The following is a 21,314-nucleotide window of genomic DNA, read 5'->3' on the forward strand; positions in this document are numbered from 1 at the left end:
CAATTTAACGCGCGATAAATTGCGCCGCTACGCGACCTGCGGTTGATGAAACTGTTAACAAGGGATGACCATGAACGCACAAACCGCCACTGTCCGCTGGCAACTGTGGATTGTGGCCTTCGGCTTTTTTATGCAGACGCTGGATACCACGATCGTGAACACCGCGATTCCGGCGATGGCCCACGATCTCAACGTCAGCCCGCTGCATATGCACTCGGTGATTGTCTCCTACGTGCTCACCGTGGCGGTTACGCTACCGCTCAGCGGCTGGCTGGCGGACCGCTTTGGCGTGCGCAACATCTTCTTCTGCGCCATCGTGCTGTTTAGCCTCGGTTCGCTGCTGTGTGCCTTCGCCACGTCACTTGACCAGCTGGTGATGGCGCGCGTGGTCCAGGGGATCGGCGGCGCGATGATGGTGCCGGTAGGCCGGCTGACGGTGATGAAAATCGTGCCGCGTGAGCAGTACATGTCGGCCATGACCTTTGTCACCCTGCCCGGCCAGATTGGCCCGCTGCTCGGCCCGGCGCTGGGCGGCATTCTGGTGGAGTATGCCAGCTGGCACTGGATCTTCCTGATCAACATTCCGGTCGGCATCATCGGTGCCATTGCCACGCTTCTGCTGATGCCGAACTACACCATGCAGACGCGACGCTTTGACTTCCTTGGTTTTGTGCTGCTGGCGGTGGGCATGGCTACGCTGACGCTGGCGCTCGACGGCCAGCGCAGCGCCGGCGGCTCACCGCTGCTGCTGTGCCTGCTGATTCTGCTGGGGGTGTTTTCCCTGCTGTTCTACCTGATGCACGGCCGCAACAACGATAACGCGCTGTTTAGCCTGAAGCTGTTTGATAACCGCATTTACGCCATCGGCCTGCTCGGCAGCTTCACCGGCCGCATCGGCAGCGGCATGCTGCCGTTCATGACGCCGATTTTTCTGCAGGTGGGTCTCGGCTTTAGCCCGTTCCACGCCGGGCTGATGATGATCCCGATGGTGCTGGGCAACATGGGCATCAAACGTGTGGTGGTGCGCATCGTGAACCTGTTTGGCTATCGTAACGCGCTGGTGGGCGGCACGCTGGCGCTGGCGCTGGTGGTGCTGCTGTTTCCCGTGGTGGCGCTGCTCGGCTGGATCTGGCTGCTGCCCGTGGTGCTGCTGTTGCAGGGCATGGTCAATGCCATCCGCTTTTCGTCCATGAATACCCTGACGCTGAAAGAGCTGCCGGACGAGCTGGCCTCGAGCGGCAACAGCCTGCTGTCGATGATCATGCAGCTGTCGATGAGTATCGGCGTCACCGTGGCCGGTCTGCTGCTCGGCGCTTTCGGCCATGGCGCGGTGAGCGACAGCGCCGCGACCCATCAAACCTTTATGTACACCTATTTGTGCATGGCGCTGGTGATTGCGCTGCCGGCACTGGTGTTCTGGCGCGTACCCGCCGATGTGAGTAAAAACGTGGACCTGAGAGGCAGGAGAAAAGGATGAAGCAGCCGGTAAAACTCGGCATCAGCGCCAAACTGTTCATGGCGATTTTTTCCACCTGCATGCTGGTGATCATCACCATGCACTGGGGCGTGCGCCTCAGCTTTGAGCATGGCTTTGTCGATTACATCAAAAAGGGCAACGAGCAGCGCCTGACGCTGCTGAGCGATGCGCTGGCCGATCAATACGAACAGCACGGTAGCTGGGATTTTTTGCGTAACAACGACCGGCTGATTTTCACCATTCTGCGCTCGCTGGAACAGAACCCCGGCAGCGGCACGCAGCTGCCGCCGCACGGCTGGCGCACCCAGTTCTGGATTATCGATCAGCAGTACAAAATACTGTCCGGCCCGCGCTCGCCGGTGCCGCCGGAAGGCTCGCGCCGCAATATCACCACCAGCAACGGCAAGATTGTTGGCTGGGTGATTGCGTCGCCCGCCGAGCGACTGACGCGCAGCACCGATATCAACTTTGACCATCAGCAGCGCCAGACCAGCTGGCTGATTGTCGGCCTCACCACGCTGCTGGCCGCGCTGGTCACCTGGCTGCTGGCGCGCGGTCTGCTGGCGCCGGTGAAACGGCTGGTGGACGGCACCCATCAGCTGGCGGCGGGCAAATTTACCACCCGGGTAGAGGTCGGCAGCAGCGACGAAATTGGTCAGCTGGCACGCGACTTCAACCAGCTGGCGCGCTCGCTGGAGAAAAATGAGAGCAACCGGCGCGCCTTTATGGCCGATATTTCCCATGAGCTGCGTACGCCGCTGGCGATTTTGCGCGGTGAGCTGGAGGCGATGCAGGATGGCGTACGCAAGCTTACGCCCGACGCCATCAGTTCGCTGCAGAGTGAAGTCGCGCTGCTGACCCAACTGGTGGAAGACCTGCACCAGCTGTCGCTCTCCGACGCGGGCGCCCTCGCCTACCGCAAACAGCCGGTGGATCTGGTCAGTCTGCTGGAGGTGGTGGCGGGCAGTTTTGGCGAACGCTATCGCAGCCGGGGGTTGACGCTCAGCCTGATGTTGCCGGCGCAGGCCAGCAGCTTTGGCGATCCGGACCGGCTGATGCAGCTGTTTACTAACCTGCTGGAAAACAGCCTGCGCTACACCGATGCCGGCGGCACGGTGCAGCTCAGTATGCAGCTCAGCGGCGAGCAGTGGCAGCTGCAGTTTGCCGACAGCGCACCGGGCGTCGAGCGCCAGCAGCAGGCACAGCTGTTTGAGCGCTTCTTCCGCGCCGAAAGCTCGCGCAATCGCGCCAGCGGCGGCTCCGGGCTCGGTCTGGCGATCTGCAAGAATATTGTTGAGGCGCATGACGGCAGCATTAATGCGGCCGACTCTGATTTAGGTGGGCTGAAAATCACGCTAAACTTGCCGTATGTTCCTTACTAGACACCCTTTATGAGCACGGAAAATAGCGATCCCCTGATTCTTGTTGTGGAAGACGAACCCAAACTGGCGCAGCTGATGATTGATTATCTGCAGGCGTCAAACTACCGCACGCATCACCTCGCCGATGGCAACGCGGTACTGAGTTATGTGCAACAAACGCCGCCAGACCTGATGCTGCTGGATTTGATGCTGCCGGGCCGTGACGGCCTGACGCTGTGTCGGGAAATCCGCCGCTTCTCTGAACTGCCGATTATCATGGTGACCGCACGCACGGAAGAGATCGATCGCCTGCTCGGGCTGGAGATTGGCGCTGACGACTATATCTGCAAACCCTTCAGCCCGCGTGAAGTGGTGGCACGGGTGAAAACCATTCTGCGCCGGGTGAAACGTTCGCCAGAAGAGGCGCAGCTGGCCTCGCATCTGCTGATCGACGAAGGGCGTTTTCAGGCCAGCTGGCGCGAACAGCCGCTGGAGCTGACGCCCGCCGAGTTCCGCCTGCTGAAAACGCTGGCGCTGGAGCCGGGCAAAGTGTTCTCGCGCGAGCAACTGCTGAACCATCTGTATGACGACTATCGCGTGGTCACCGATCGCACCATCGACAGCCACATCAAGAACCTGCGGCGCAAGCTGGAGAACCTTGATGCCGAACAGCCGTTTATTCGCGCCGTGTACGGCATGGGATATCGCTGGGAAGCGGATGTTGGCCGCCTGCTGTAACCGCTTAGATTGATCCAGGTCAATTTACATCGGGAGTCGCCCTGCCTACAATTCCCCACCTTTTGCAGGGCCGCCTGACGCGGCCGCTGCACGTGCCATCCGTGATGGCATGCTGACCTGACATCAGTGAGAACTTCCCATGCTTAAACCCGAACTGCTTTCGCCGGCAGGCACGCTGAAAAATATGCGTTACGCCTTTGCCTACGGCGCCGATGCGGTGTATGCCGGCCAGCCGCGCTACAGCCTGCGCGTGCGCAATAACGAATTCACCCATGAAAACCTCGCCAAAGGCATCAGCGAGGCGCACGCGCTCGGCAAGAAGTTTTACGTTGTGGTGAACATTGCCCCGCACAACGCCAAGCTGAAAACCTTTATCCGCGATCTGACGCCGGTTATCGAGATGCAGCCGGATGCGCTGATCATGTCCGATCCCGGCCTGATCATGCTGGTGCGCGAAGCCTTCCCGCAGATGCCGATTCACCTGTCGGTGCAGGCTAACGCGGTGAACTGGGCCACGGTGAAGTTCTGGCAGCAGATGGGGCTGACGCGCGTGATTCTGTCGCGCGAGCTGTCGCTGGAGGAGATCGCCGAAATTCGCCAGCAGGTGCCGGAGATGGAGATTGAAATCTTTGTCCACGGCGCGCTGTGCATGGCCTACTCCGGCCGCTGCCTGCTCTCTGGCTATCTGAATAAGCGCGATCCCAATCAGGGCACCTGTACCAACGCCTGCCGCTGGGAATATAACGTGGCCGAAGGCCAGCAGGATGAGGTCGGCAACATTGTTGGCTTTCATCAGCCGGTTGCGGTGCAGCCCGCGACGCTCGGCGTCGGTCAGCCCACCGACCGGGTATTCCTGCTGGAAGAGAAGATGAAGCCAGGCGAGGTGATGAGCGCGTTCGAAGATGAGCACGGCACCTACATCATGAACTCGAAAGATCTGCGCGCGGTGGCGCACGTCGAACGCCTGAGCCAGATGGGCGTGCATTCGCTGAAAATTGAGGGCCGCACCAAATCGTTCTACTACTGCGCGCGTACCGCGCAGGTGTACCGCCGCGCAATCGACGACGCGGCCGCCGGCAAACCTTTCGATCCGGCACTGCTGGAGACGCTGGAAGGGCTGGCGCATCGCGGCTATACCGAAGGTTTTTTGCGTCGCCATACCCATGACAGCTATCAAAACTACGAGCAGGGTTTTTCCATTTCGGAGCGTCAGCAGTTTGTTGGTGAATTTACCGGTGAACGGCGCGGTACGTGGGCGCAGGTGGCGGTGAAGAACAAATTCATGCTGGGCGATAGCGTGGAGATCATGACGCCGGACGGCAATCTCAACTGCACGCTGCAGGCGATGCAGAATGACAAGGGTGCCGCGGTTGAGGTGGCGCCGGGTGATGGTCATCGCGTCTGGATCAGCGTGCCGGAGGGGGTCGATCTGGCCTATGCGCTGCTGCTGCGCAATTTTACCGACGGTAATAGCACTTACGATCCACACGGTAAAAATCGCACTAAATGAAAAGAAAACGGCGAAGTTAGAACAGGATCACAGACCGCCGCTTCGCCGCGCTTTAGAATCGCGCCTGCTGCTAACGAGTAACAACAAACAGCAGGTAGTACCAGGAACCACCTCATTCACCCGCCCGGCTCCCCCGTGCGGGTTTTCTTTTTTTCATCGTTCGCCGATAAAGTTCCCGCCGCAGCTATGCTATAACCACAGCTCTGTCTTACTCATCAGGGAAGCGATAATGCAAAATAAACCCCTCACTTTGCTGATTCTGAATGGAAAAGGCGCAGGCAATGAAGAGTTGCGTGCCGCCGTGAATACCCTGCGCGACGAAGGCTTTAACCTGGCGGTGCGCGTGACCTGGGAAAAAGGCGACGGTGACCGCTACGTGCAGGAAGCGCTGCAGCTGCAGGCGGAAACCGTGGTGGCTGGCGGCGGCGATGGCACCATCAATGAGATTGCCACCGCGCTGGCCGCCCTGCCGCCCGCGCAGCGGCCGGTGCTGGGGATTTTACCGCTTGGCACTGCCAACGATTTTGCTACCAGCGCCGGTATCCCGGCAGAAATGGAAGCGGCACTGCGGCTGGCGGTACTGGGCAAAGCCACGGCCATCGATCTGGCGCGGGTGAACGGCGACCGTTACTTCATCAACATGGCGACCGGCGGTTTTGGCACGCGCATCACCACCGAAACGCCGGAGAAACTGAAATCGGCGCTGGGCGGCGTCTCCTATTTTATTCATGGCCTGATGCGCGTTGATGCGCTGAAGCCGGACAGCTGCGAAATCAGCGGACCGGGCTTTCACTGGCAGGGTGACGCGCTGGTGATTGGCATTGGCAATGGCCGTCAGGCCGGTGGCGGGCAGCGGTTGTGCCCGGAAGCGCTGATCAACGACGGACAGCTCAATCTCAGCATCGTAACCGCCCAAGAGCTGCTGCCAACGCTGCTGCACTCGCTGACGCGCGACGATGAAAACCCGAACATTGTCGCGGCACAGCTGACGTCACTGACCATCCGTTCACCGCATGAGATGACCTTTAACCTCGACGGCGAGCCGCTGTCCGGCAGCGAGTTTGAGATTGAGGTGCAGCCCGGCGCGTTGAGCTGCCGCCTGCCGCCGCAGTGTCCGTTGCTGGCGTAATCTTTGGAAAATTTCTGCATTATCCCGGTGCGCATAAATGCGCACCCTGTGAGGATCGCCATCCCTGCACGCACAGTGTAGGGTCGCCATTGATGGCGACCGGTTACGTGCGTCTGCGGCTGACGCTCTGCATCACACCTTCATCCAGCGGCGCTCCACGGCGGAAATCGCCACCGCTTCCAGCACCTTCTGCACCTGCAGCCCTTCGGCAAAATCCGGCCACATGCGATCGCCGGCGGCGATGCCGTTAATCAGATCGCGAATCTCGACCGTTTTCTGATCGTTAAAACCGATGCCGTGGCCGGCCGAGACGCAGAAGCTGGCGTAATCCGGGTGCGCCGGACCGGTGAGAATGGTTTTAAAGCCCTGGCGACCGGCCGGATCGTCGTGCAGATACAGTTCCAGTTCAGCCATGCGCTCCTGCGTGTAGCGCAGCGTGCCTTTGGTGCCGGTCACCACATAAGTCAGCCCCATCTTGCTGCCGCAGGCGATACGCGAGGTTTCAATCACGCCGTGCGCGCCATTTTTAAAGCGCAGCAGCGCGCTGGCCTGATCTTCATTTTCCACCGGCAGCAGACGTGACGGCGCCTTCGGATCCGGTCGCTGTTTGATCACCGTCATCATGTCACCGCTCACCTCATCAATATCACCGACCAGATAGTGCGCCATGTTGACGATATGCGCCGCCAGATCGCCAAGCGCGCCGAGACCGGCCAGCGCTTTCTGGCAGTGCCAGTCGAGCGGCGTCTCCGCGCGCGCCAGATAATCTTCGTTATGGGTGCCGTAAAAGTGCACCACCTCGCCGATCTCACCGCACGCAATAATCTCCCGTGCCAGCTGACTGGTGGGGTTTTTCATGTAGTTGAAGCCTACCAGGGTTTTCACCCCCGCCTGCTCTGCCGCCTGCACCATCTCTTCGGCATCGGCCACCGAGAGCGACAGCGGCTTTTCGGAGTAAACGTGCTTGCCGTGGCGAATCGCCTCCAGCGCCATCTCTTTGTGCAGGAAATTGGGCGCGCAGATATCGACCACGTCGATGTGCGGATCGCGCACCAGCTCGCGCCAGTCGCCCGTCGAACGGGCAAAGCCAAACGTCGCCGCCTGCTGCGCCGCCAGCGCCGGATTCACCTCTGCCAGCATCTCGCGCACAATCTCGCCCTTCAGGGCGAACACCGTGGGTGCCTGCGCATAGGCAATCGCGTGACAACGCCCAATATATCCACTGCCAATCATACCGATTCTGACTTTGTTCATGCTGCACCTGCGGTTCACGGGGATGAGTTTCCCGGAATATATGTTTCGTTTTGGGCGGCGACAACGGCGAAATGAAATATCTGTGATCATACATGCGAGGTATCTGACAGAAGCGACAAATCAGAATGTAATTTTGCATAGCATTGGTGACATCTCTCACAATCAGGCGCAGTGCTGGCGCTAATTCGCGCCATCGCGCGGGCCCGCGTCGGGCAATTGACGCTTTATTCAGCAGTCAGAAAAAATTGTGAAAAAGAGCTTTGACAAGCCACAGCCTGCCCGATAATATGCGCCCCGTTCCAAACGATTCCTCTGTAGTTCAGTCGGTAGAACGGCGGACTGTTAATCCGTATGTCACTGGTTCGAGTCCAGTCAGAGGAGCCAGATTTAGAAAAGCCTGCTTTTAAAGCAGGCTTTTTGCTTTTCGGCGTTCTGAACTTCAGATCCCGCCATACCACTCGTAACCGCGATCTTCCCAGTAGCCGCCGCGTCCGCCCCACAGCTGGGCAAACGAATCCACCACTTTAATTTCCATCAGATACTTGGCGTGCTTGTAACCGAGCTGGCGCTCGACCCGGAGACGCAGCGGCGCGCCGTGCGCCACCGGTAACGGCTGGTCGTTCATGCGGTAAGCCAGCAGCGTTTGCGGATGCCACGCATCCTGCAGATCGATGCTTTCATAGTAGCGTCCGCTGCCGTCCAGCGTCTGCTCCAGCTCATCGGCACACAGGAACACCACGTAGCGGGCACCTGGCCGCAGGCGCGCTGCATCCAGCACCAGTCCGAGCGGTACGCCCTGCCATTTGCCAATCGCGCTCCAGCCCTCCACGCAGTCGTGACGGGTGATTTGTGTGCGACTGGGAAAACGCTGCAGATCGCTGAGCGATAAACTCAGCGGCTGTTGCACCAGCCCGGTGACGCGCAGCCGCCAGTCGGCAAACCCGTTCGCCAGCAAACGCGCATACTCGTCGGAGTCGGGCATTTGCGTGCCGTTGGCGCGGAACAGCGGTGAAATATCGGCCTCGCTGAACTCCGGTGCCAGCCGCTGGCCGCCCAGCAGGCGCTGGCTGGCACGCGTCAGCCGCTCGGTCTGATTGAGCCAGCCGCTGACCGTGTCGTTTTGCGTCAGTTGATCGCAACCGCTCAGCAGCGCCGCGCCGGCGCCGGACAGCGCGCCCAGCAGCAGGCGGCGACGCGACAGCTCGATTTTCATGATGGGGTATCCTCTTTGTCGATCGCGTAACGGCCGGTGATCATCGAACGCAGGTTATTGAACACGCCTGATACCAGCACCATCACCACATGCACCAGCACAAACAGCACCAGCAGCGTGGCGGTGATAAAGTGCACCGTGCGCGCCGTGGGACGGCCGCCAAACAGATCGGGTAAAAACGGCAGTGCCGCATCCAGCGCTGGCGACAGGGTTAATCCACTGAGCAGCATCAGCGGCAGCAGTATGAAGATCACCAGCAGATAGCTGAGTTTCTGCAACGCGTTATAGCGCCGCGCCGCTTCACCGCGGGCGAAGCGCAGCCGGGCGTGGTCGCAAATCTCCTGCCACAAATGACGCGCGCCCAGTTGCTGACGGTCGGGCAACAGATCGCGGCGGAAATGCCGATGCCAGAAACCGTGCAGCAGATAAATCACGCCGTTGAACAGCAGCAGCCAGGCAAAAAAGAAGTGCCAGTGGCGACCGGCTCCCAAATCCTGCCACGACGGCAGCGTCATCCAGCCGGGGAACGCGCGCGCTGTGAGCGTGCCCTCCAGCTTCGAGACACCGAGCACGCCGGTGGTATTCAGTTGCAGCGAGCCGAGCCGGACAAATCCCTGCTGCTGACGATTGCCGATTTCAAACACCGGCTGCTCATGGTCCGCGCCATACAGGCCGACATACAGACGCGGATGTGCATTAAAGATTTGCAGTCCGCTCATCAGCAGTACGGCAAAACACAGGGCGTTGACCCAGTGCGTCACGCGCACCAGCAGCGAATGACGACGGATTAGGGTTTTACTGCGGGAAGGTGAAGGCTGTTGCATCATCAAGCCCCTTACCAGCCAGGCGAGGCCTGGCTGGAGCCGGATTACATCGGCGGCACTACGCCGTTTTTGCCGACAATGATATTGCCTGCGGTGAGCTTACCGTCGGCGCCCTTCTCGGCCGGAACAAACACCGTGGTGCCGGGTTTCAGGTCATCCGGGGTGGCCGCCGCCAGCGTCACCACCGGCGTACCGGCCGGAATGGCAATTTTTTTCTGATGGCCGTGATAGCTCACCGTCACTTCGCTGTTATCCACCGAGGTGACGCTATTGGCGACCGTGGCGTTGGTCATTGAGCTGCCCGGCTTCAGATCCCAGCTGAAGTTGCCCTCGCCTGCGCCTTTCAGCTGCGCCGGGAAAATCAGCACTTCGAGCGCGCCATCTCCGCCGCCCGCTTTCGGCAGCGAGGCAATGCCCACGTAATCGCCCTTTTTAATGTCGCTGATGCTGGCCTTCGCCACCGCAGACACCATCGCGCCTGGCTTCATGGCCACGCTGACCTCCGATCCTTCGCGTGACTTGATAGTGAGCTGCTGCCCGTTTACCGATTCAACAACGCCACGTACCTGCACTTTTTGCCCTGCCATCTCTGCCGCCATCGCCGGCGACAGCGTGGCGCCGGCCAGCAGTGAACCGGCAATCAGCAGTGAAAGGCGTTTGTGATGTGATAAGACCGTCATGGAGTGTTCCTTTTGATGATAAGCGCTGCCTCAGCGGCAGCCCTGTGCCAGAAATCATTCAACCCAAAGCGCAATAACATTGCGGCAAAAGGCGCTGGAAAACAAACCTACTAGTTGGTAGATTAAAAAACAAGATAATTTTTCACCCTGTACTTTGTCATGTCATTATTTTGTCTTAGCCTGAGCCTCGCGCAGATCCAGCGCCTGGGTTGAACATTGGGAGCATCAGTATGGAAATGCAGTTACGATCGGCCACGTTAGCGCTGCTGATTTGCAGCTGTTCCGCCGCCGCGGCAGAACTCAGCAGTCCTTCGCCGGGCCAGCTTATTAACACGCGCTTGTCTTACATGAAGGATGTGGCGGGTTATAAAGCGCAGCATCATCAGCCGATTGAAGATTTGGGTCAGGAGCGCAAGGTGCTGGACAAAGCCCTGGCGGAAGCGCGTCAGCTGGGCCTGGACGATGCCACGGTGCAGCCGTTTATTCAGGCACAGATGGATGTGGCGAAAGCGGTGCAGTATCGCTATCGCGCCGACTGGCTGGCAACGCCGGAGCCGCACTGGCAGCCGCGTCCGCTGGATGAGGTGCGCAAAAGCATTGGTCATTACAGCGACGCGATTCTGACGCAGCTTGCCGCGCAGTTGAAACAGGGCACGACGCTGCAGGCACCACAGAAGGCCGAATTTATGCGCGACATTCAGCAGCGTAATGTGTCACCGCAGGATAAAGAGTTATTGTGGCGCACGCTCAGCGCGGTGACGCTACGGCAGCCGTGATGTTACGCGGCGAGCGAGCCGTCGATCGCCGCAGGCCTGTCATTTTGCTGCGTTTATTCCGGTCGCCCTGAATGCCGACCCTGTAATCCGGGTAACGACTTTACAGGGTGCGCAGTGATGCGCACCGCAACGCCATTCTTAAACCTCTCTTTACAACTACCCCATCCGCTCTGTGATTGCGTTCACAACTCTGCAACAGCAACTTGTATGGTAGTATTATTGCGCGTATTTTTTCGTCATTACTGTCGCGTTATTACTGGTGTGCCGCGCCTTCAGGCCACCAGCCAGGAGTGAATGATGAAAAGTGTGGTGATTGAACAACCGGGCAAACTGCTGCTGGCCGAGCGCGCGCTGCCGCAGCCCGCCGCTGATGAAGTACGGGTAAAAGTGAAATTTGCCAGCATCTGTGGCTCTGACGTGCACATCTGGCACGGTCACAATCCATTTGCCCGCTATCCGCGCGTCATCGGCCATGAGTTCTTCGGCGTGATTGACGCGGTCGGACAGGACGTTGATGCCAGCCGGCTGGGCGAGCGCGTGGCGGTCGATCCGGTGGTGAGCTGCGGCCACTGCTATCCCTGCTCCGTTGGCCGTCCTAATGTCTGTCAGTCACTGCAGGTGATTGGCGTCCACCGCGACGGCGGCTTCAGCGAGTATGCGGTGGCGCCAGCAAAAAATGCCCATCGCCTGCCGGCGAGCATTCCCGACCAACTCGCCAGCCTGGTTGAGCCCTTCACCATTGCCGCGAATATCACGGCGTTCCTCAAGCCGCAGCCACAGGATGTGGCGCTGATTTACGGTGCCGGTCCGATGGGGCTGACCGCCATTCAGGTGCTGAAAGGCGTATACGGCGTACAGCAGGTACTGGTGGTGGACCGCCTGCCAGAGCGGCTGGCGCTGGCGCAGCAAAACGGTGCCGATCGCCTGTTCAACAACAGCGAGATCCCGCTGGCGGCGCAGCTGGAAGGCGTTCAGCCGACGCTGCTTATCGACGCCGCCTGCCATCCGGCGATCCTCGCTGAAGCGGCTGCGCTGGCCTCGCCGGCAGCGCGCATTGGCCTGCTCGGGTTTTCTGCTGAGCCGTGCAGCCTGACGCAGCAGGCGTTGACCAGCAAAGAGCTGTCGCTGTTTACCTCGCGCCTGAACAGCAACCGCTTCCCGGAGGTAATTGCGTGGCTGGAACAGGGGCTGATCCAGCCGGAGAAACTGGTCACCCACTATTTCCCGCTGGCGCAGATCGAGCGCGCCATGACGCTGTTTGAACAAGACCCGCGCACCTGCTGCAAAGTGATCCTGCAAATGGATTGAGTGATGCGCCACACCAGATGTCCCTGATACCGGTGCGTACCCGCCGGCCACAACAATAATCCCCTGCATAAATCAGGCGCAGCGCCGCGGTCATCAAGGTCATCTCCCCGTGACGCTGCAGCCTGAAGAAGAACAGGGAAACGGAGTTTCTATGCTGAAGAATCTACGCTGGACCCTCGTACTGCTGCTGTTCCTGGTTTATATGATCAACTACCTCGATCGTATTGCCCTGTCGCTCACCGTGCCGCTGGTGGAAAAAGATCTGATGATCAATGCCGAGCAGTTCGGCCTGATCTTCGGCAGCTTCTTCTTCGGCTATGCGCTGTTCAATTTTATTGGCGGTTTAGCCACCGATAAATTCGGCCCGACGATTGTGCTCGGCACCGCCGTCGGCATGTGGTCGCTGTTCTGCGGCATGACCGCACTGGCGACCGGTTTCTGGTCGATGATGATTCTGCGCGTACTGTTCGGCATGGCGGAAGGTCCGATTTGCGCCTCGGCCAACAAAGCCATCAATGGCTGGTTTCCGAAAAAGCAGGCCGCCACCGCCATGGGCCTGCTGAGTGCCGGTTCCCCGCTCGGCGGCGCGGTCGCCGGGCCGATTGTCGGCTACCTGGCGCTCTCCTTCGGCTGGCGTCCGGCGTTTGTGGTGATCTGCCTGATTGGTCTGGTGTGGATGGCGCTGTGGTTCTTCTTCGCCGCCGACAATCCGGCGCGCAGTAAGCGCGTCTCTGCGCAGGAGCGCGCGCTGGTAGAGAAACTGAAAGCGGAAGAGCCGGCAGATATCATCGACGCGGACGGCAAAGCGCACGGCATGGGCTACTATCTGCGTCAGCCGATTATCCTCGTCACCGCGTTCGCCTTCTTCTGCTACAACTACATTCTGTTCTTCTTCCTGAGCTGGTTCCCGGCCTATCTGGTGCAGGCGCACGGGCTGGATATCAAAGCCATGAGCATCACGACCATGATCCCGTGGATTGTCGGCTTCATTGGCCTGGCGCTGGGCGGCTGGATTTCCGATAAAATCTTTAATATCACCGGTAAGCTGCTGCTATCGCGCAAGATTGTGCTGGTAGTGTCGCTGCTGGCGGCAGCGATATGTGTGGCGCTGGCGGGCACCATCAAAGAGGTGAATTCGGCAGTGATCATGATGTCGATCTCCATCTTCTTCCTCTACATCACCGGTGCCATTTACTGGGCGATTATTCAGGATGTGGTGCACAAGAGCCGCGTCGGCAGCATCAGCGGCTTTATTCACCTGATTGGCAGCCTGTCCGGCATTATCGGCCCGATCGTTACCGGCTTCATCGTGCAGCACACCGGCAAATTTGACAGCGCCTTTGTGCTGGCGGGCGTGGTAGCGGCACTTGGCGCGCTGCTGGTGCTGTTTGTGATTCGCAGCCCGAAAGCCAGCGACAAACCGGTTTCCGTTTAATCGAATGACTCTGCCGGGGCGCCGCGCGCCCCGTTTGCCACAAGGATTATGCATGTTACAACCCGATCGCCTTCCCGCTGACGTACAGCGCCCCACTTACGACCGCAGCCAGCTGAAAACCCGCATGGTGCACATCGGTTTTGGTGCCTTTCACCGCGCGCATCAGGCGCTGGCCACTGACCAACTGGCGCAGCACGGCAGCGACTGGGGCTACTGCGAAGTGAATCTCAACAGCGGCGCGCTGATCGCCGCTCTGCGCCAGCAGGATTTGCTGTACAGCGTGACCGAAATGGCCGACGACAGCCTGCACACGCGCATTGTTGGCATAATTACCCAGGCGCTGCACGCGAAAAGTGACGGTATTGAGGCGGTGATTGAAGCGATGAGCCAGCCGGAAATCGCCATCGTGTCGATGACGGTCACGGAAAAAGGCTACTGTTCGCTGCCGTCGAGCGGCCAGCTCGACCTGACGCATCCTGACATCGTGCACGATGTGGCGCATCCTGACGCGCCGCGCTCGCTGCCCGGCGTGATCCTGGCGGCGATTGAACGCCGTCGCCAGCGCGATCTGCCGCCTTTCAGCGTGATGTCGTGTGACAACATGCCGGAGAACGGCCACGTTACGCGCAATGTGATTACCCAGCTGGCGCAGCGCCGCAGCCCGGCGCTGGCGGATTACATTCAGACCCACCTCACCTTTCCCTCAACCATGGTGGATCGCATCGTACCGGCGATGACTGATGAAGCTTTCGCGACGCTGGAAGCGCGGCTGGGCAGTCGCGATCCGGTGGCGGTGGAAGCCGAACCTTTTTTCCAGTGGGTGATTGAAGATAACTTCGTCAGCGGCCGCCCGGCGTGGGAACAGGCCGGTGCGGAGCTGGTGCGTGATGTGCTGCCGTACGAAGAGATGAAGCTGCGCATGCTCAACGGCAGCCACTCGTTCCTGGCTTATCTCGGCTATCTGGCCGGGTATCAGCACATCAGCGATTGCATGGCCGATGCCAATTTTCGTCAGGCGGCGCGCGCGCTGATGCTGCAGGATCAGGCATCCACGCTGCGCACGCAGGATGTTGATTTGGTCGCCTATGCCGACTCGCTGATCGCCCGTTACGAAAACCGGGCGATTAAACATCGCACTTATCAAATCGCCACCGACGGTACACAGAAGCTGCCACAGCGCCTGCTGGATAGCGTGCGCTGGCATCTGCGTAACGGGACGGCCTGTGATTATCTGCTGCTGGGCGTAGCAGGCTGGATGCGCTATATCAGCGGCGTCGATGAGCAGGGCGCGGCGATTGAGGTTCGCGATCCGCTCAGCGCGCAGCTGGCCAGCATTGTTGCCAATAGCGAGGATGGCCCGCAACGCGTTGAGGCCTTACTGCGCCTGCAGGCGGTGTTCGGCGACGATTTACGTTATCACTCAGTGTTTGTTACGCGGCTTACCGAGCTGTATCAGCAGCTGCGGCTTACCGGTGCACACGCCACGGTGCAGGCGCTGGTCACAGAAGGCTAAGCCGCCTGCACAAATGTGTAGCGCAGACGCAGCGTGCTGATTAGACTGACGCTTTCTCATCGGGCTGGCGGCGGCCAGCCGTAATACGGATATTGCTGCATGTCGATTGCCTATACCATAACCACCAGCGAACCGGTAAATCAGCAGATTTATCGCTATCTGCGGAAGGATATCGTGACCTGCGTGATCCATCCGGGCTCGCTGCTGTCGGAGAAAGAAGTGTCGGCGCGCTTCAACGTGTCGCGGCAGCCGGTGCGGGAAGCCTTCATCAAACTGGCGGAAGCCGGTCTGGTGCAGGTTCTGCCGCAGCGCGGCACCTTCGTGCGCAAAATCTCCGCTCAGCGCGTCGCCGACGGCCGTTTCATCCGTGAAGCGGTGGAGATCGCCGTGGTTCGCCGCGCCGCGCTGGAGATCGCTGCCACCGGACTGATGGCGCTGGAACACAATCTGCAGCTGCAGCGTCTGGCAGCGGAACGCCACGACAGCCAGGCGTTTCTGGCGCTCGACGATGAGTTTCACCGGTTGATTGCCGAAGGCATTGACTGTCTGCTGGCGTGGGAAACGGTGGAGAACATTAAAGCGACGATGGACCGCGTGCGCTTTCTGACGCTAAGCGAAGTGTCGCCGCCGGAGAGCCTGATTCAGCAGCACGAAGAGATATTTGCCGCGCTGAAAGCGCAAGATGCCGATGCGGCGGAGAAGGCGATGCGGCGACATCTGCAGGAGATGATTCTGACCATCACGCCGATTGCCGAGCGCAACAGCGAATGGTTTGAAGGGCCGTAGTGTTGTGGGGTGAGCTTGCGATGTGATGCTGTGGGGTGTGATGCGGTGCGGTTTGATGCCCTCACCCCGGCCCTCTCCCACCGGGAGAGGGAGCTGTTCCAGTAAGCTGTCAGAGAATTAACGCATTAAAAAACCGCACAATACTGTTCCCTCTCCCGCCTGCGGGAGAGGGTTAGGGTGAGGGTGAAAAACGCACCTCACACCATCAGGCAATCGTCACATCCTTCGCCAGATACACATCCTGCACCGCATTAATCAGCGCCACGCCCTCTTTCAGCGACTTCTTAAACGCCTTGCGCCCGAGAATCAGCCCCATGCCGCCGGCGCGTTTATTGATTACCGCCGTACGCACCGACTCTGCCACATCGGTCGCACCGGCTGAAGCACCGCCGGAGTTAATCAGCCCGGCGCGGCCCATGTAGCAGTTGGCTAGCTGGTAGCGCACCAGGTCGATCGGATTCTCACTGGTCAGCTTGCTGTACACGCGCTCATCGGTGTGGCCAAACTTCACCGCGTTATAGCCGCCGTTATTCTCTGCCATTTTCTGCTTCACAATGTCGGCACCAATGGTGGCCGCCAGATGGTTAGCCTGACCGGTTAAATCGGCGCTGGCGTGATAATCCACCCCATCCTTCTTGAAATCGTTGTTGCGCAGATAGGCCCACAGCACCGTCACCATGCCCAACTCGTGCGCGCGCTCGAAGGCCGCTGCAATTTCCTCGATCTGCCGGCGTGACTGCTCAGAACCAAAATAGATGGTGGCGCCGACCGCAACCGCGCCCATGTTGAACGCCTGCTCGACGCTGGCGTAGAGCGTCTGGTCATACTGCGTGGGATAGCTCAGGGTTTCGTTATGGTTCAGCTTGACCATAAACGGGATGCGGTGCGCGTAGCGACGTGACACGGAGGCCAGCACGCCATAGGTTGATGCCACACAGTTACAGCCAGCTTCAATCGCCAGCTCGACGATATTCTTCGGGTCGAAATAGGCCGGATTGGCAGCGAACGAGGCGCCAGCAGAGTGTTCCACGCCCTGATCCACCGGCAGAATCGACAGATAGCCGGTACCCGCCAGACGGCCGGTGTTGTAGAGCGTCTGCATATTGCGCAGTACCGCAGGAGAACGATTGTTATCAATCATCACGCGAACGACATAATCCGCGCCCGGCAAATAAAGGCTATCCGCTGGAATGGTCATGCAGCGATGTTGAAGAAGCGTATCCGCCTCTTTACCCAATAACTGTACGATGTCCGTCATGTTCGCTCCTGATAAATGGCTGGAAAAGAACCGGCACCTGCCGATTCGCCCCCACAGCCTGGACCGAAACGCGCCAGGCTGGCAAATTGCTGACTCCATTTTTCAGACGGATACGCAGTGAAAAAACGGCAATCTGGCGTTACGCCCTACCACCACTGATGAAAATGATGCACCGGCCCAATGCCGTGGCCGACCTCCAGCGAATCGGCGTGCAGCAGCGCCTGCTGCAGCCAGGCCTTGGCCTCCGCTACGGTGCCCGCCCAGTCCGCATGGCGCGGTCGCAATGCCGCCAGCGCCGCCGACAACGTGCAGCCGGTGCCGTGCGTATGACGGGTGTTAACGCGCGGTGCGGTAAAGCGCTGGCGGCCGGCACGGGTGATCAGCCAGTCCGGGCTTTCCGCATCGCTGAGATGACCGCCCTTCATCAGCACCGCTTCGCAGCCCAGTTCCAGCAGCGCATCGCCCTGCTCCAGCATAGTCGCCTCGTCCTGCGCCATGCTGCAGCCCAGCAGCGCTGCGGCTTCCGGCAGATTGGGCGTGATCAGCGATACCTGCGGCAGCAGTCGTTCACGAATGCTGGCTACCGCATCAGGCGACAGCAGCGCATCGCCGCTTTTGGCAATCATCACCGTATCCAGCACCACAAACGGCAGACTGGCGCGTTTCAGCTTCTCTGCCACCACCTCGACAATCGTCGTCTCTGCCAGCATGCCGATTTTCGCGGCGTCAATGCGCACGTCGTCCAGCACCGAGTCGAGCTGCGCCGCGACAAATGCCGGTTCGATGCGATACACCGACTGCACGCCGCGGGTGTTCTGTGCCACCAGCGCGGTAATCACGCTGGTGCCGTACGCGCCGAGCGCGGAAAACGCTTTCAGATCGGCCTGGATACCTGCGCCGCCGCTGGGGTCAGTGCCGGCAATAGTCAGGGCATTAATGCGTTTCATGCAGCCACCTCCAGCGTCCACAGCGCATCCACAAAAGCGGCGACGAAGCTGCCCGGCCCTGCCACACTACGCGCGGCCTGTTCACCGGCCAGCGACATCAAGCGACACGCCGCTGCCACGTGCTGGATGCGCTCACCCGGCAGGCTGCTGCACGCCGCGACTACGGCGGATAGCGCACAACCGGTGCCGACCACGCGCGTCATCAGCGGGCTGCCGCCGGGAATTGCCAGCGTCTGGCGGCCATCGGTGACGTAATCGACTTCGCCGGTTACCGCGACGATAGTGGTGCAGCGTTGCGCCAGCTGCTGCGCGGCGTTCAGTGCAGCATCGGTCTGGTGCACGCTATCCACACCGCGTCCGCCCGTGGCCTGGTGGGCTAAGGCGAGAATCTCTGAAGCGTTGCCGCGAATGGCCGCCGGTCGCAGGCTCAGCAGCTGCTGACAGAATTCCGTACGCAGGGTTAGCGCGCCTACCGCCACCGGATCGAGCGTCCACGGTGTGCCGGCCTGGTTAGCGGCCTGTACCGCCGCCAGCATCGCATCGCGGCGATCATAGGTTAAGGTGCCGACGTTAATCAGCAGCGCATCGGCAAAACCGGCAAACTGCGCCGCTTCATCGCCATCAATCACCATCGCGGGCGAAGCCTGCAGTGCCAGCAGCACGTTGGCGGTAAAAGTTTGCACCACGTCGTTGGTCATACAGTGCACCAGCGGTGCCTGCTGCCGCAGCAGTTGCAGAGAGTGCGCGAGTTGCGCCGGGGAAAGAGGGGCAGGCTGTGTCATAAGGCTCCCAACCGGCAATCAGGAAGGCGAATGCGGTCAGGCATCTGACTTCCCTACGCTGGCATTATCCAGATCAGGTATTACGGGTATTTCTCAGCCTTCACAAAGAAGGGCACCCCGAGTCATGCACGTCCGTGTCAGACGTGCCTTCACAGCATAAAGGGTCAGCTTAAAGTTGTAAATCCTGCGGCGGGTGCGCTTTTTTTGCCGGACAACGATGAGCAAAAATACGTGCGCCATCAATTTTCATGATTTTTTGATCATCAGGAAAATATAAACAAATCGACGGAGATCAATTTTTCCAAAAGCCCTAAAATTCATCAGGATAGTTAATTTAATCTGCCGGGGCAGTAGGCGGGAAATAAACAGAAGAAAGCGCGCAACTTGATTAATATCAAACCGGCCGGCGGCGTAACACGGCCTAATTCCCTTCCGGATTTGAAGACCGCTGTTTCACCTTCACCCGGAATCGCTAATGACTTTATTCAGTTTTCTTCCGCACGCGCACCACTGGCACAATATCACCATTTCCCGTCAAGGCGCCGTTGCCCCCGGTGGCCGTTACCGGTACTCCACGTACCTCGAAGCCGAATGCAAACGCTGCGGCGAGCGCATCCATAAAATTTATTATCGCGATATCAGCGATGAACAGGCGCGTCGCTGGCTGGGATAAAAAAAAGCCCCGCAACACAGGTTGCAGGGCGCTTGCGTGGCTATCGCAAAACTTATTCAGCCGGTTTGGTGCGGATCAGGTAATCAAACGCGCTCAGTGACGCTTTAGCCCCTTCCCCGCTGGCAATGATGATCTGCTTGTACGGCACCGTGGTGCAGTCGCCGGCGGCAAATACGCCTTTCAGGCTGGTTTCGCCTTTGGCGTCGATCAGGATCTCGCCCATGCGGTTGCGCTCTACCGCGCCTTCCAGCCAGTTGGTGTTGGGCAGCAGACCAATCTGAACGAAGATACCGCTCAGCGCCAGTTCGTGGCTGGTCTGGTTATTGCGGTCGATGTAGGTCAGACCGGTAACTTTACTGCCGTCACCTTTTACTTCGGTGGTCTGCGCGTTGAGGATCACATCGACATTTTTCAGGCTGCGCAGTTTATCCTGCAGCACTTTATCGGCGCGCATTTCGCTGGCGAACTCCAGCAGCGTAACGTGCTCGACAATACCGGCCAGATCGATGGCCGCTTCAACGCCGGAGTTACCGCCGCCGATCACCGCCGTGCGTTTGCCTTTAAACAGCGGGCCGTCACAGTGCGGGCAGTAGGTTACACCTTTGGTGCGATACTGCTCTTCGCCCGGAACGCCCATGTTGCGCCAGCGTGCGCCGGTAGCAATGATGATGCTGCGTGATTTCAGCACCGCGCCGGAAGCGGTTTCGATGGCGTGCAGGCCGCCCTCTTTCGCTGCCGGAATCAGCTTGATGGCGCTCTGGGTGTCAATCACGTCAACGTCATAGTCATCAATGTGCGCACGCAGGGAACCGGCAAGCTTCGCCCCTTCGGTTTTCGGCACGGAGATGTAGTTTTCAATGTCAACGGTGTCCAGCACCTGGCCGCCAAAGCGCTCGCCCATCAGGCCGGTACGGATGCCTTTACGCGCCGAGTAGATGGCCGCCGCAGCGCCCGCCGGGCCGCTGCCGACGATCAGCACTTCATAGGCATCACGCTTGTTCAGCTCTTCAGCCGCACGCTTATCCGCGTTGGTGTCTACCTTACCGACGATTTCTGCCAGGCTCATGCGACCCTGACCGAACTCTTTGCCGTTGAGGTAAACCGCCGGCACGCCCATGACGTTGCGTTCGGTGATCTCGTTCTGGAACATGCCACCGTCGATGGCGGTATGACGGATGCGCGGATTGAGCACCGCCATTAAGTTCAGCGCCTGTACCACGTCCGGACAGTTGTGGCACGACAGAGAATAATAGGTTTCGAAATGCAGGTCGCTGTCCAGCGCAACAACCTGATCCAGCAGGCTCTGCGCCTCTTTCGACGGATGTCCACCGGTCTGCAGCAGTGCCAGCACCAGTGAGGTAAATTCGTGGCCCATTGGCGAACCGGCAAAGCGCGGACCGCTGTGGCTGCCTGGGTTAGTAATCAGGAATGATGGCTTACGTACCGGTTGATCGTTCTCTTCACGGAAGCTGACTTTATCAGACAGACTCGCGATATCGGTCAGCAGAGTACGGATCTCTGCGGATTTTGCGCCATCGTCCAGTGTGGCAATCAACTCAACCGGTTTCGTTAGTTTCTCAAGGTAGGCCTTGAGCTGGGTTTTTAAATTGGTGTCGAGCATAGTGAGTTCCTGTGAAGAAAATCGGGTGC

19 protein-coding genes, 1 tRNA gene and 1 riboswitch are annotated in these 21,314 nt (G+C 59.5%); of the genes, 12 read left to right on the forward strand and 8 right to left on the reverse strand.

Features of this window, described 5'->3' with window-relative positions:
* Positions 1-70: 70 nt before the first annotated feature.
* The 5 genes from mdtD (at position 71) to yegS (ending at position 6,215) form a co-directional block, all read left to right on the forward strand.
* Entirely contained in the window at positions 71-1,477 is a 1,407-nt protein-coding gene (gene mdtD, locus OXR61_RS11535) for a multidrug transporter subunit MdtD (protein ID WP_031280060.1), read from the forward strand.
* A complete protein-coding gene (baeS, locus tag OXR61_RS11540) occupies positions 1,474-2,859 on the forward strand; it encodes a two-component system sensor histidine kinase BaeS (protein WP_021509311.1) in 1,386 nt (461 codons plus the stop codon). The genes mdtD and baeS overlap by 4 nt, the downstream gene beginning before the upstream one ends.
* A gap of 9 nt (positions 2,860-2,868) precedes the next feature.
* Positions 2,869-3,576 (forward strand): two-component system response regulator BaeR, encoded by a 708-nt coding sequence (baeR, locus tag OXR61_RS11545; protein WP_031280058.1) that lies wholly within the window; start codon positions 2,869-2,871, stop codon positions 3,574-3,576.
* A 139-nt stretch (positions 3,577-3,715) separates the two neighbouring features.
* Positions 3,716-5,086, forward strand: a complete 1,371-nt coding sequence (yegQ, locus tag OXR61_RS11550) for a tRNA 5-hydroxyuridine modification protein YegQ (protein WP_021509309.1) — start codon at positions 3,716-3,718, stop codon at positions 5,084-5,086.
* A 229-nt stretch (positions 5,087-5,315) separates the two neighbouring features.
* Positions 5,316-6,215 carry a lipid kinase YegS gene (gene yegS, locus OXR61_RS11555; RefSeq protein WP_021509308.1) on the forward strand — a complete coding sequence of 300 codons (900 nt, stop codon included), beginning with the start codon at positions 5,316-5,318 and terminating at the stop codon, positions 6,213-6,215.
* A gap of 132 nt (positions 6,216-6,347) precedes the next feature.
* Here the strand turns inward: yegS and OXR61_RS11560 are convergent, their stop codons facing one another.
* Positions 6,348-7,469, reverse strand: coding sequence for a Gfo/Idh/MocA family oxidoreductase (locus tag OXR61_RS11560; protein WP_021509307.1), 1,122 nt, complete (start codon positions 7,467-7,469; stop codon positions 6,348-6,350).
* Positions 7,470-7,777: 308 nt separating this feature from the next.
* On the opposite strand from OXR61_RS11560, the gene OXR61_RS11565 reads away from it, so the two are divergent.
* A tRNA-Asn gene (locus OXR61_RS11565) sits at positions 7,778-7,853 on the forward strand.
* Positions 7,854-7,908: 55 nt separating this feature from the next.
* On the opposite strand, the gene OXR61_RS11570 is transcribed toward OXR61_RS11565, so the two are convergent.
* From OXR61_RS11570 to OXR61_RS11580, 3 genes are read right to left on the reverse strand one after another with little or no spacing between them, the layout of a single operon-like run.
* On the reverse strand, positions 7,909-8,682 hold the full coding sequence (locus tag OXR61_RS11570) for a molybdopterin-binding protein (protein ID WP_021509306.1): 774 nt from the start codon (positions 8,680-8,682) through the stop codon (positions 7,909-7,911).
* Complete coding sequence (locus tag OXR61_RS11575) at positions 8,679-9,509, reverse strand: cytochrome b/b6 domain-containing protein (RefSeq protein ID WP_031280057.1); 831 nt, start codon at positions 9,507-9,509, stop codon at positions 8,679-8,681. The genes OXR61_RS11570 and OXR61_RS11575 overlap by 4 nt, the downstream gene beginning before the upstream one ends.
* A 41-nt stretch (positions 9,510-9,550) precedes the next feature.
* Positions 9,551-10,186, reverse strand: a complete 636-nt coding sequence (locus OXR61_RS11580; protein WP_021509304.1) for a hypothetical protein — start codon at positions 10,184-10,186, stop codon at positions 9,551-9,553.
* A gap of 230 nt (positions 10,187-10,416) precedes the next feature.
* Between OXR61_RS11580 and OXR61_RS11585 the strand changes: the two genes are divergently transcribed.
* From OXR61_RS11585 to OXR61_RS11605, 5 genes are all read left to right on the forward strand, one after another.
* Entirely contained in the window at positions 10,417-10,962 is a 546-nt protein-coding gene (locus OXR61_RS11585) for a chorismate mutase (RefSeq protein ID WP_021509303.1), read from the forward strand.
* Positions 10,963-11,259: 297 nt separating this feature from the next.
* A complete protein-coding gene (locus tag OXR61_RS11590) occupies positions 11,260-12,270 on the forward strand; it encodes a Zn-dependent oxidoreductase (RefSeq protein ID WP_021509302.1) in 1,011 nt (336 codons plus the stop codon).
* A gap of 151 nt (positions 12,271-12,421) precedes the next feature.
* Complete coding sequence (locus OXR61_RS11595) at positions 12,422-13,705, forward strand: MFS transporter (RefSeq protein ID WP_021509301.1); 1,284 nt, start codon at positions 12,422-12,424, stop codon at positions 13,703-13,705.
* Between the two features lie 52 nt (positions 13,706-13,757).
* Positions 13,758-15,218 carry a mannitol dehydrogenase family protein gene (locus tag OXR61_RS11600; protein ID WP_021509300.1) on the forward strand — a complete coding sequence of 487 codons (1,461 nt, stop codon included), beginning with the start codon at positions 13,758-13,760 and terminating at the stop codon, positions 15,216-15,218.
* A gap of 99 nt (positions 15,219-15,317) precedes the next feature.
* A complete protein-coding gene (locus tag OXR61_RS11605; protein ID WP_021509299.1) occupies positions 15,318-16,004 on the forward strand; it encodes a GntR family transcriptional regulator in 687 nt (228 codons plus the stop codon).
* 205 nt (positions 16,005-16,209) lie between these two features.
* Here OXR61_RS11605 and fbaB read toward each other — a convergent pair whose 3' ends face one another.
* The 3 genes from fbaB to thiM all read right to left on the reverse strand — a co-directional run bounded on the left by fbaB (position 16,210) and on the right by thiM (position 18,991).
* Entirely contained in the window at positions 16,210-17,262 is a 1,053-nt protein-coding gene (gene fbaB, locus OXR61_RS11610; RefSeq protein WP_021509298.1) for a class I fructose-bisphosphate aldolase, read from the reverse strand.
* Positions 17,263-17,408: 146 nt separating this feature from the next.
* A complete protein-coding gene (gene thiD / locus OXR61_RS11615; RefSeq protein WP_021509297.1) occupies positions 17,409-18,209 on the reverse strand; it encodes a bifunctional hydroxymethylpyrimidine kinase/phosphomethylpyrimidine kinase in 801 nt (266 codons plus the stop codon).
* Entirely contained in the window at positions 18,206-18,991 is a 786-nt protein-coding gene (thiM, locus tag OXR61_RS11620; protein WP_031280055.1) for a hydroxyethylthiazole kinase, read from the reverse strand. Before thiM ends, thiD begins: the two co-directional genes overlap by 4 nt.
* A gap of 33 nt (positions 18,992-19,024) precedes the next feature.
* A riboswitch (TPP riboswitch) is annotated at positions 19,025-19,121 on the reverse strand.
* Positions 19,122-19,466: 345 nt separating this feature from the next.
* On the opposite strand from thiM, the gene OXR61_RS11625 reads away from it, so the two are divergent.
* Positions 19,467-19,664 carry a hypothetical protein gene (locus OXR61_RS11625; RefSeq protein WP_021509295.1) on the forward strand — a complete coding sequence of 66 codons (198 nt, stop codon included), beginning with the start codon at positions 19,467-19,469 and terminating at the stop codon, positions 19,662-19,664.
* Between the two features lie 52 nt (positions 19,665-19,716).
* Here OXR61_RS11625 and ahpF read toward each other — a convergent pair whose 3' ends face one another.
* On the reverse strand, positions 19,717-21,285 hold the full coding sequence (gene ahpF, locus OXR61_RS11630; protein ID WP_021509294.1) for an alkyl hydroperoxide reductase subunit F: 1,569 nt from the start codon (positions 21,283-21,285) through the stop codon (positions 19,717-19,719).
* Positions 21,286-21,314: the final 29 nt, after the last annotated feature.

Source organism: Pantoea sp. GM_Pan_4, assembly GCF_026541005.1.
GTDB classification, from domain to species: Bacteria; Pseudomonadota; Gammaproteobacteria; order Enterobacterales; family Enterobacteriaceae; genus Pantoea; species Pantoea dispersa.

Bases quoted from the DNA above. Each gene is read 5' to 3' on its own strand.
- mdtD (WP_031280060.1), top strand. From the start codon at position 71: ATGAACGCACAAACCGCCACTGTCCGCTGGCAACTGTGGATTGTGGCC.
- baeS (WP_021509311.1), top strand. From the start codon at position 1,474: ATGAAGCAGCCGGTAAAACTCGGCATCAGCGCCAAACTGTTCATGGCG.
- baeR (WP_031280058.1), top strand. From the start codon at position 2,869: ATGAGCACGGAAAATAGCGATCCCCTGATTCTTGTTGTGGAAGACGAA.
- yegQ (WP_021509309.1), top strand. From the start codon at position 3,716: ATGCTTAAACCCGAACTGCTTTCGCCGGCAGGCACGCTGAAAAATATG.
- yegS (WP_021509308.1), top strand. From the start codon at position 5,316: ATGCAAAATAAACCCCTCACTTTGCTGATTCTGAATGGAAAAGGCGCA.
- OXR61_RS11560 (WP_021509307.1), bottom strand. From the start codon at position 7,469: ATGAACAAAGTCAGAATCGGTATGATTGGCAGTGGATATATTGGGCGT.
- OXR61_RS11570 (WP_021509306.1), bottom strand. From the start codon at position 8,682: ATGAAAATCGAGCTGTCGCGTCGCCGCCTGCTGCTGGGCGCGCTGTCC.
- OXR61_RS11575 (WP_031280057.1), bottom strand. From the start codon at position 9,509: ATGATGCAACAGCCTTCACCTTCCCGCAGTAAAACCCTAATCCGTCGT.
- OXR61_RS11580 (WP_021509304.1), bottom strand. From the start codon at position 10,186: ATGACGGTCTTATCACATCACAAACGCCTTTCACTGCTGATTGCCGGT.
- OXR61_RS11585 (WP_021509303.1), top strand. From the start codon at position 10,417: ATGGAAATGCAGTTACGATCGGCCACGTTAGCGCTGCTGATTTGCAGC.
- OXR61_RS11590 (WP_021509302.1), top strand. From the start codon at position 11,260: ATGAAAAGTGTGGTGATTGAACAACCGGGCAAACTGCTGCTGGCCGAG.
- OXR61_RS11595 (WP_021509301.1), top strand. From the start codon at position 12,422: ATGCTGAAGAATCTACGCTGGACCCTCGTACTGCTGCTGTTCCTGGTT.
- OXR61_RS11600 (WP_021509300.1), top strand. From the start codon at position 13,758: ATGTTACAACCCGATCGCCTTCCCGCTGACGTACAGCGCCCCACTTAC.
- OXR61_RS11605 (WP_021509299.1), top strand. From the start codon at position 15,318: ATGTCGATTGCCTATACCATAACCACCAGCGAACCGGTAAATCAGCAG.
- fbaB (WP_021509298.1), bottom strand. From the start codon at position 17,262: ATGACGGACATCGTACAGTTATTGGGTAAAGAGGCGGATACGCTTCTT.
- thiD (WP_021509297.1), bottom strand. From the start codon at position 18,209: ATGAAACGCATTAATGCCCTGACTATTGCCGGCACTGACCCCAGCGGC.
- thiM (WP_031280055.1), bottom strand. From the start codon at position 18,991: ATGACACAGCCTGCCCCTCTTTCCCCGGCGCAACTCGCGCACTCTCTG.
- OXR61_RS11625 (WP_021509295.1), top strand. From the start codon at position 19,467: ATGACTTTATTCAGTTTTCTTCCGCACGCGCACCACTGGCACAATATC.
- ahpF (WP_021509294.1), bottom strand. From the start codon at position 21,285: ATGCTCGACACCAATTTAAAAACCCAGCTCAAGGCCTACCTTGAGAAA.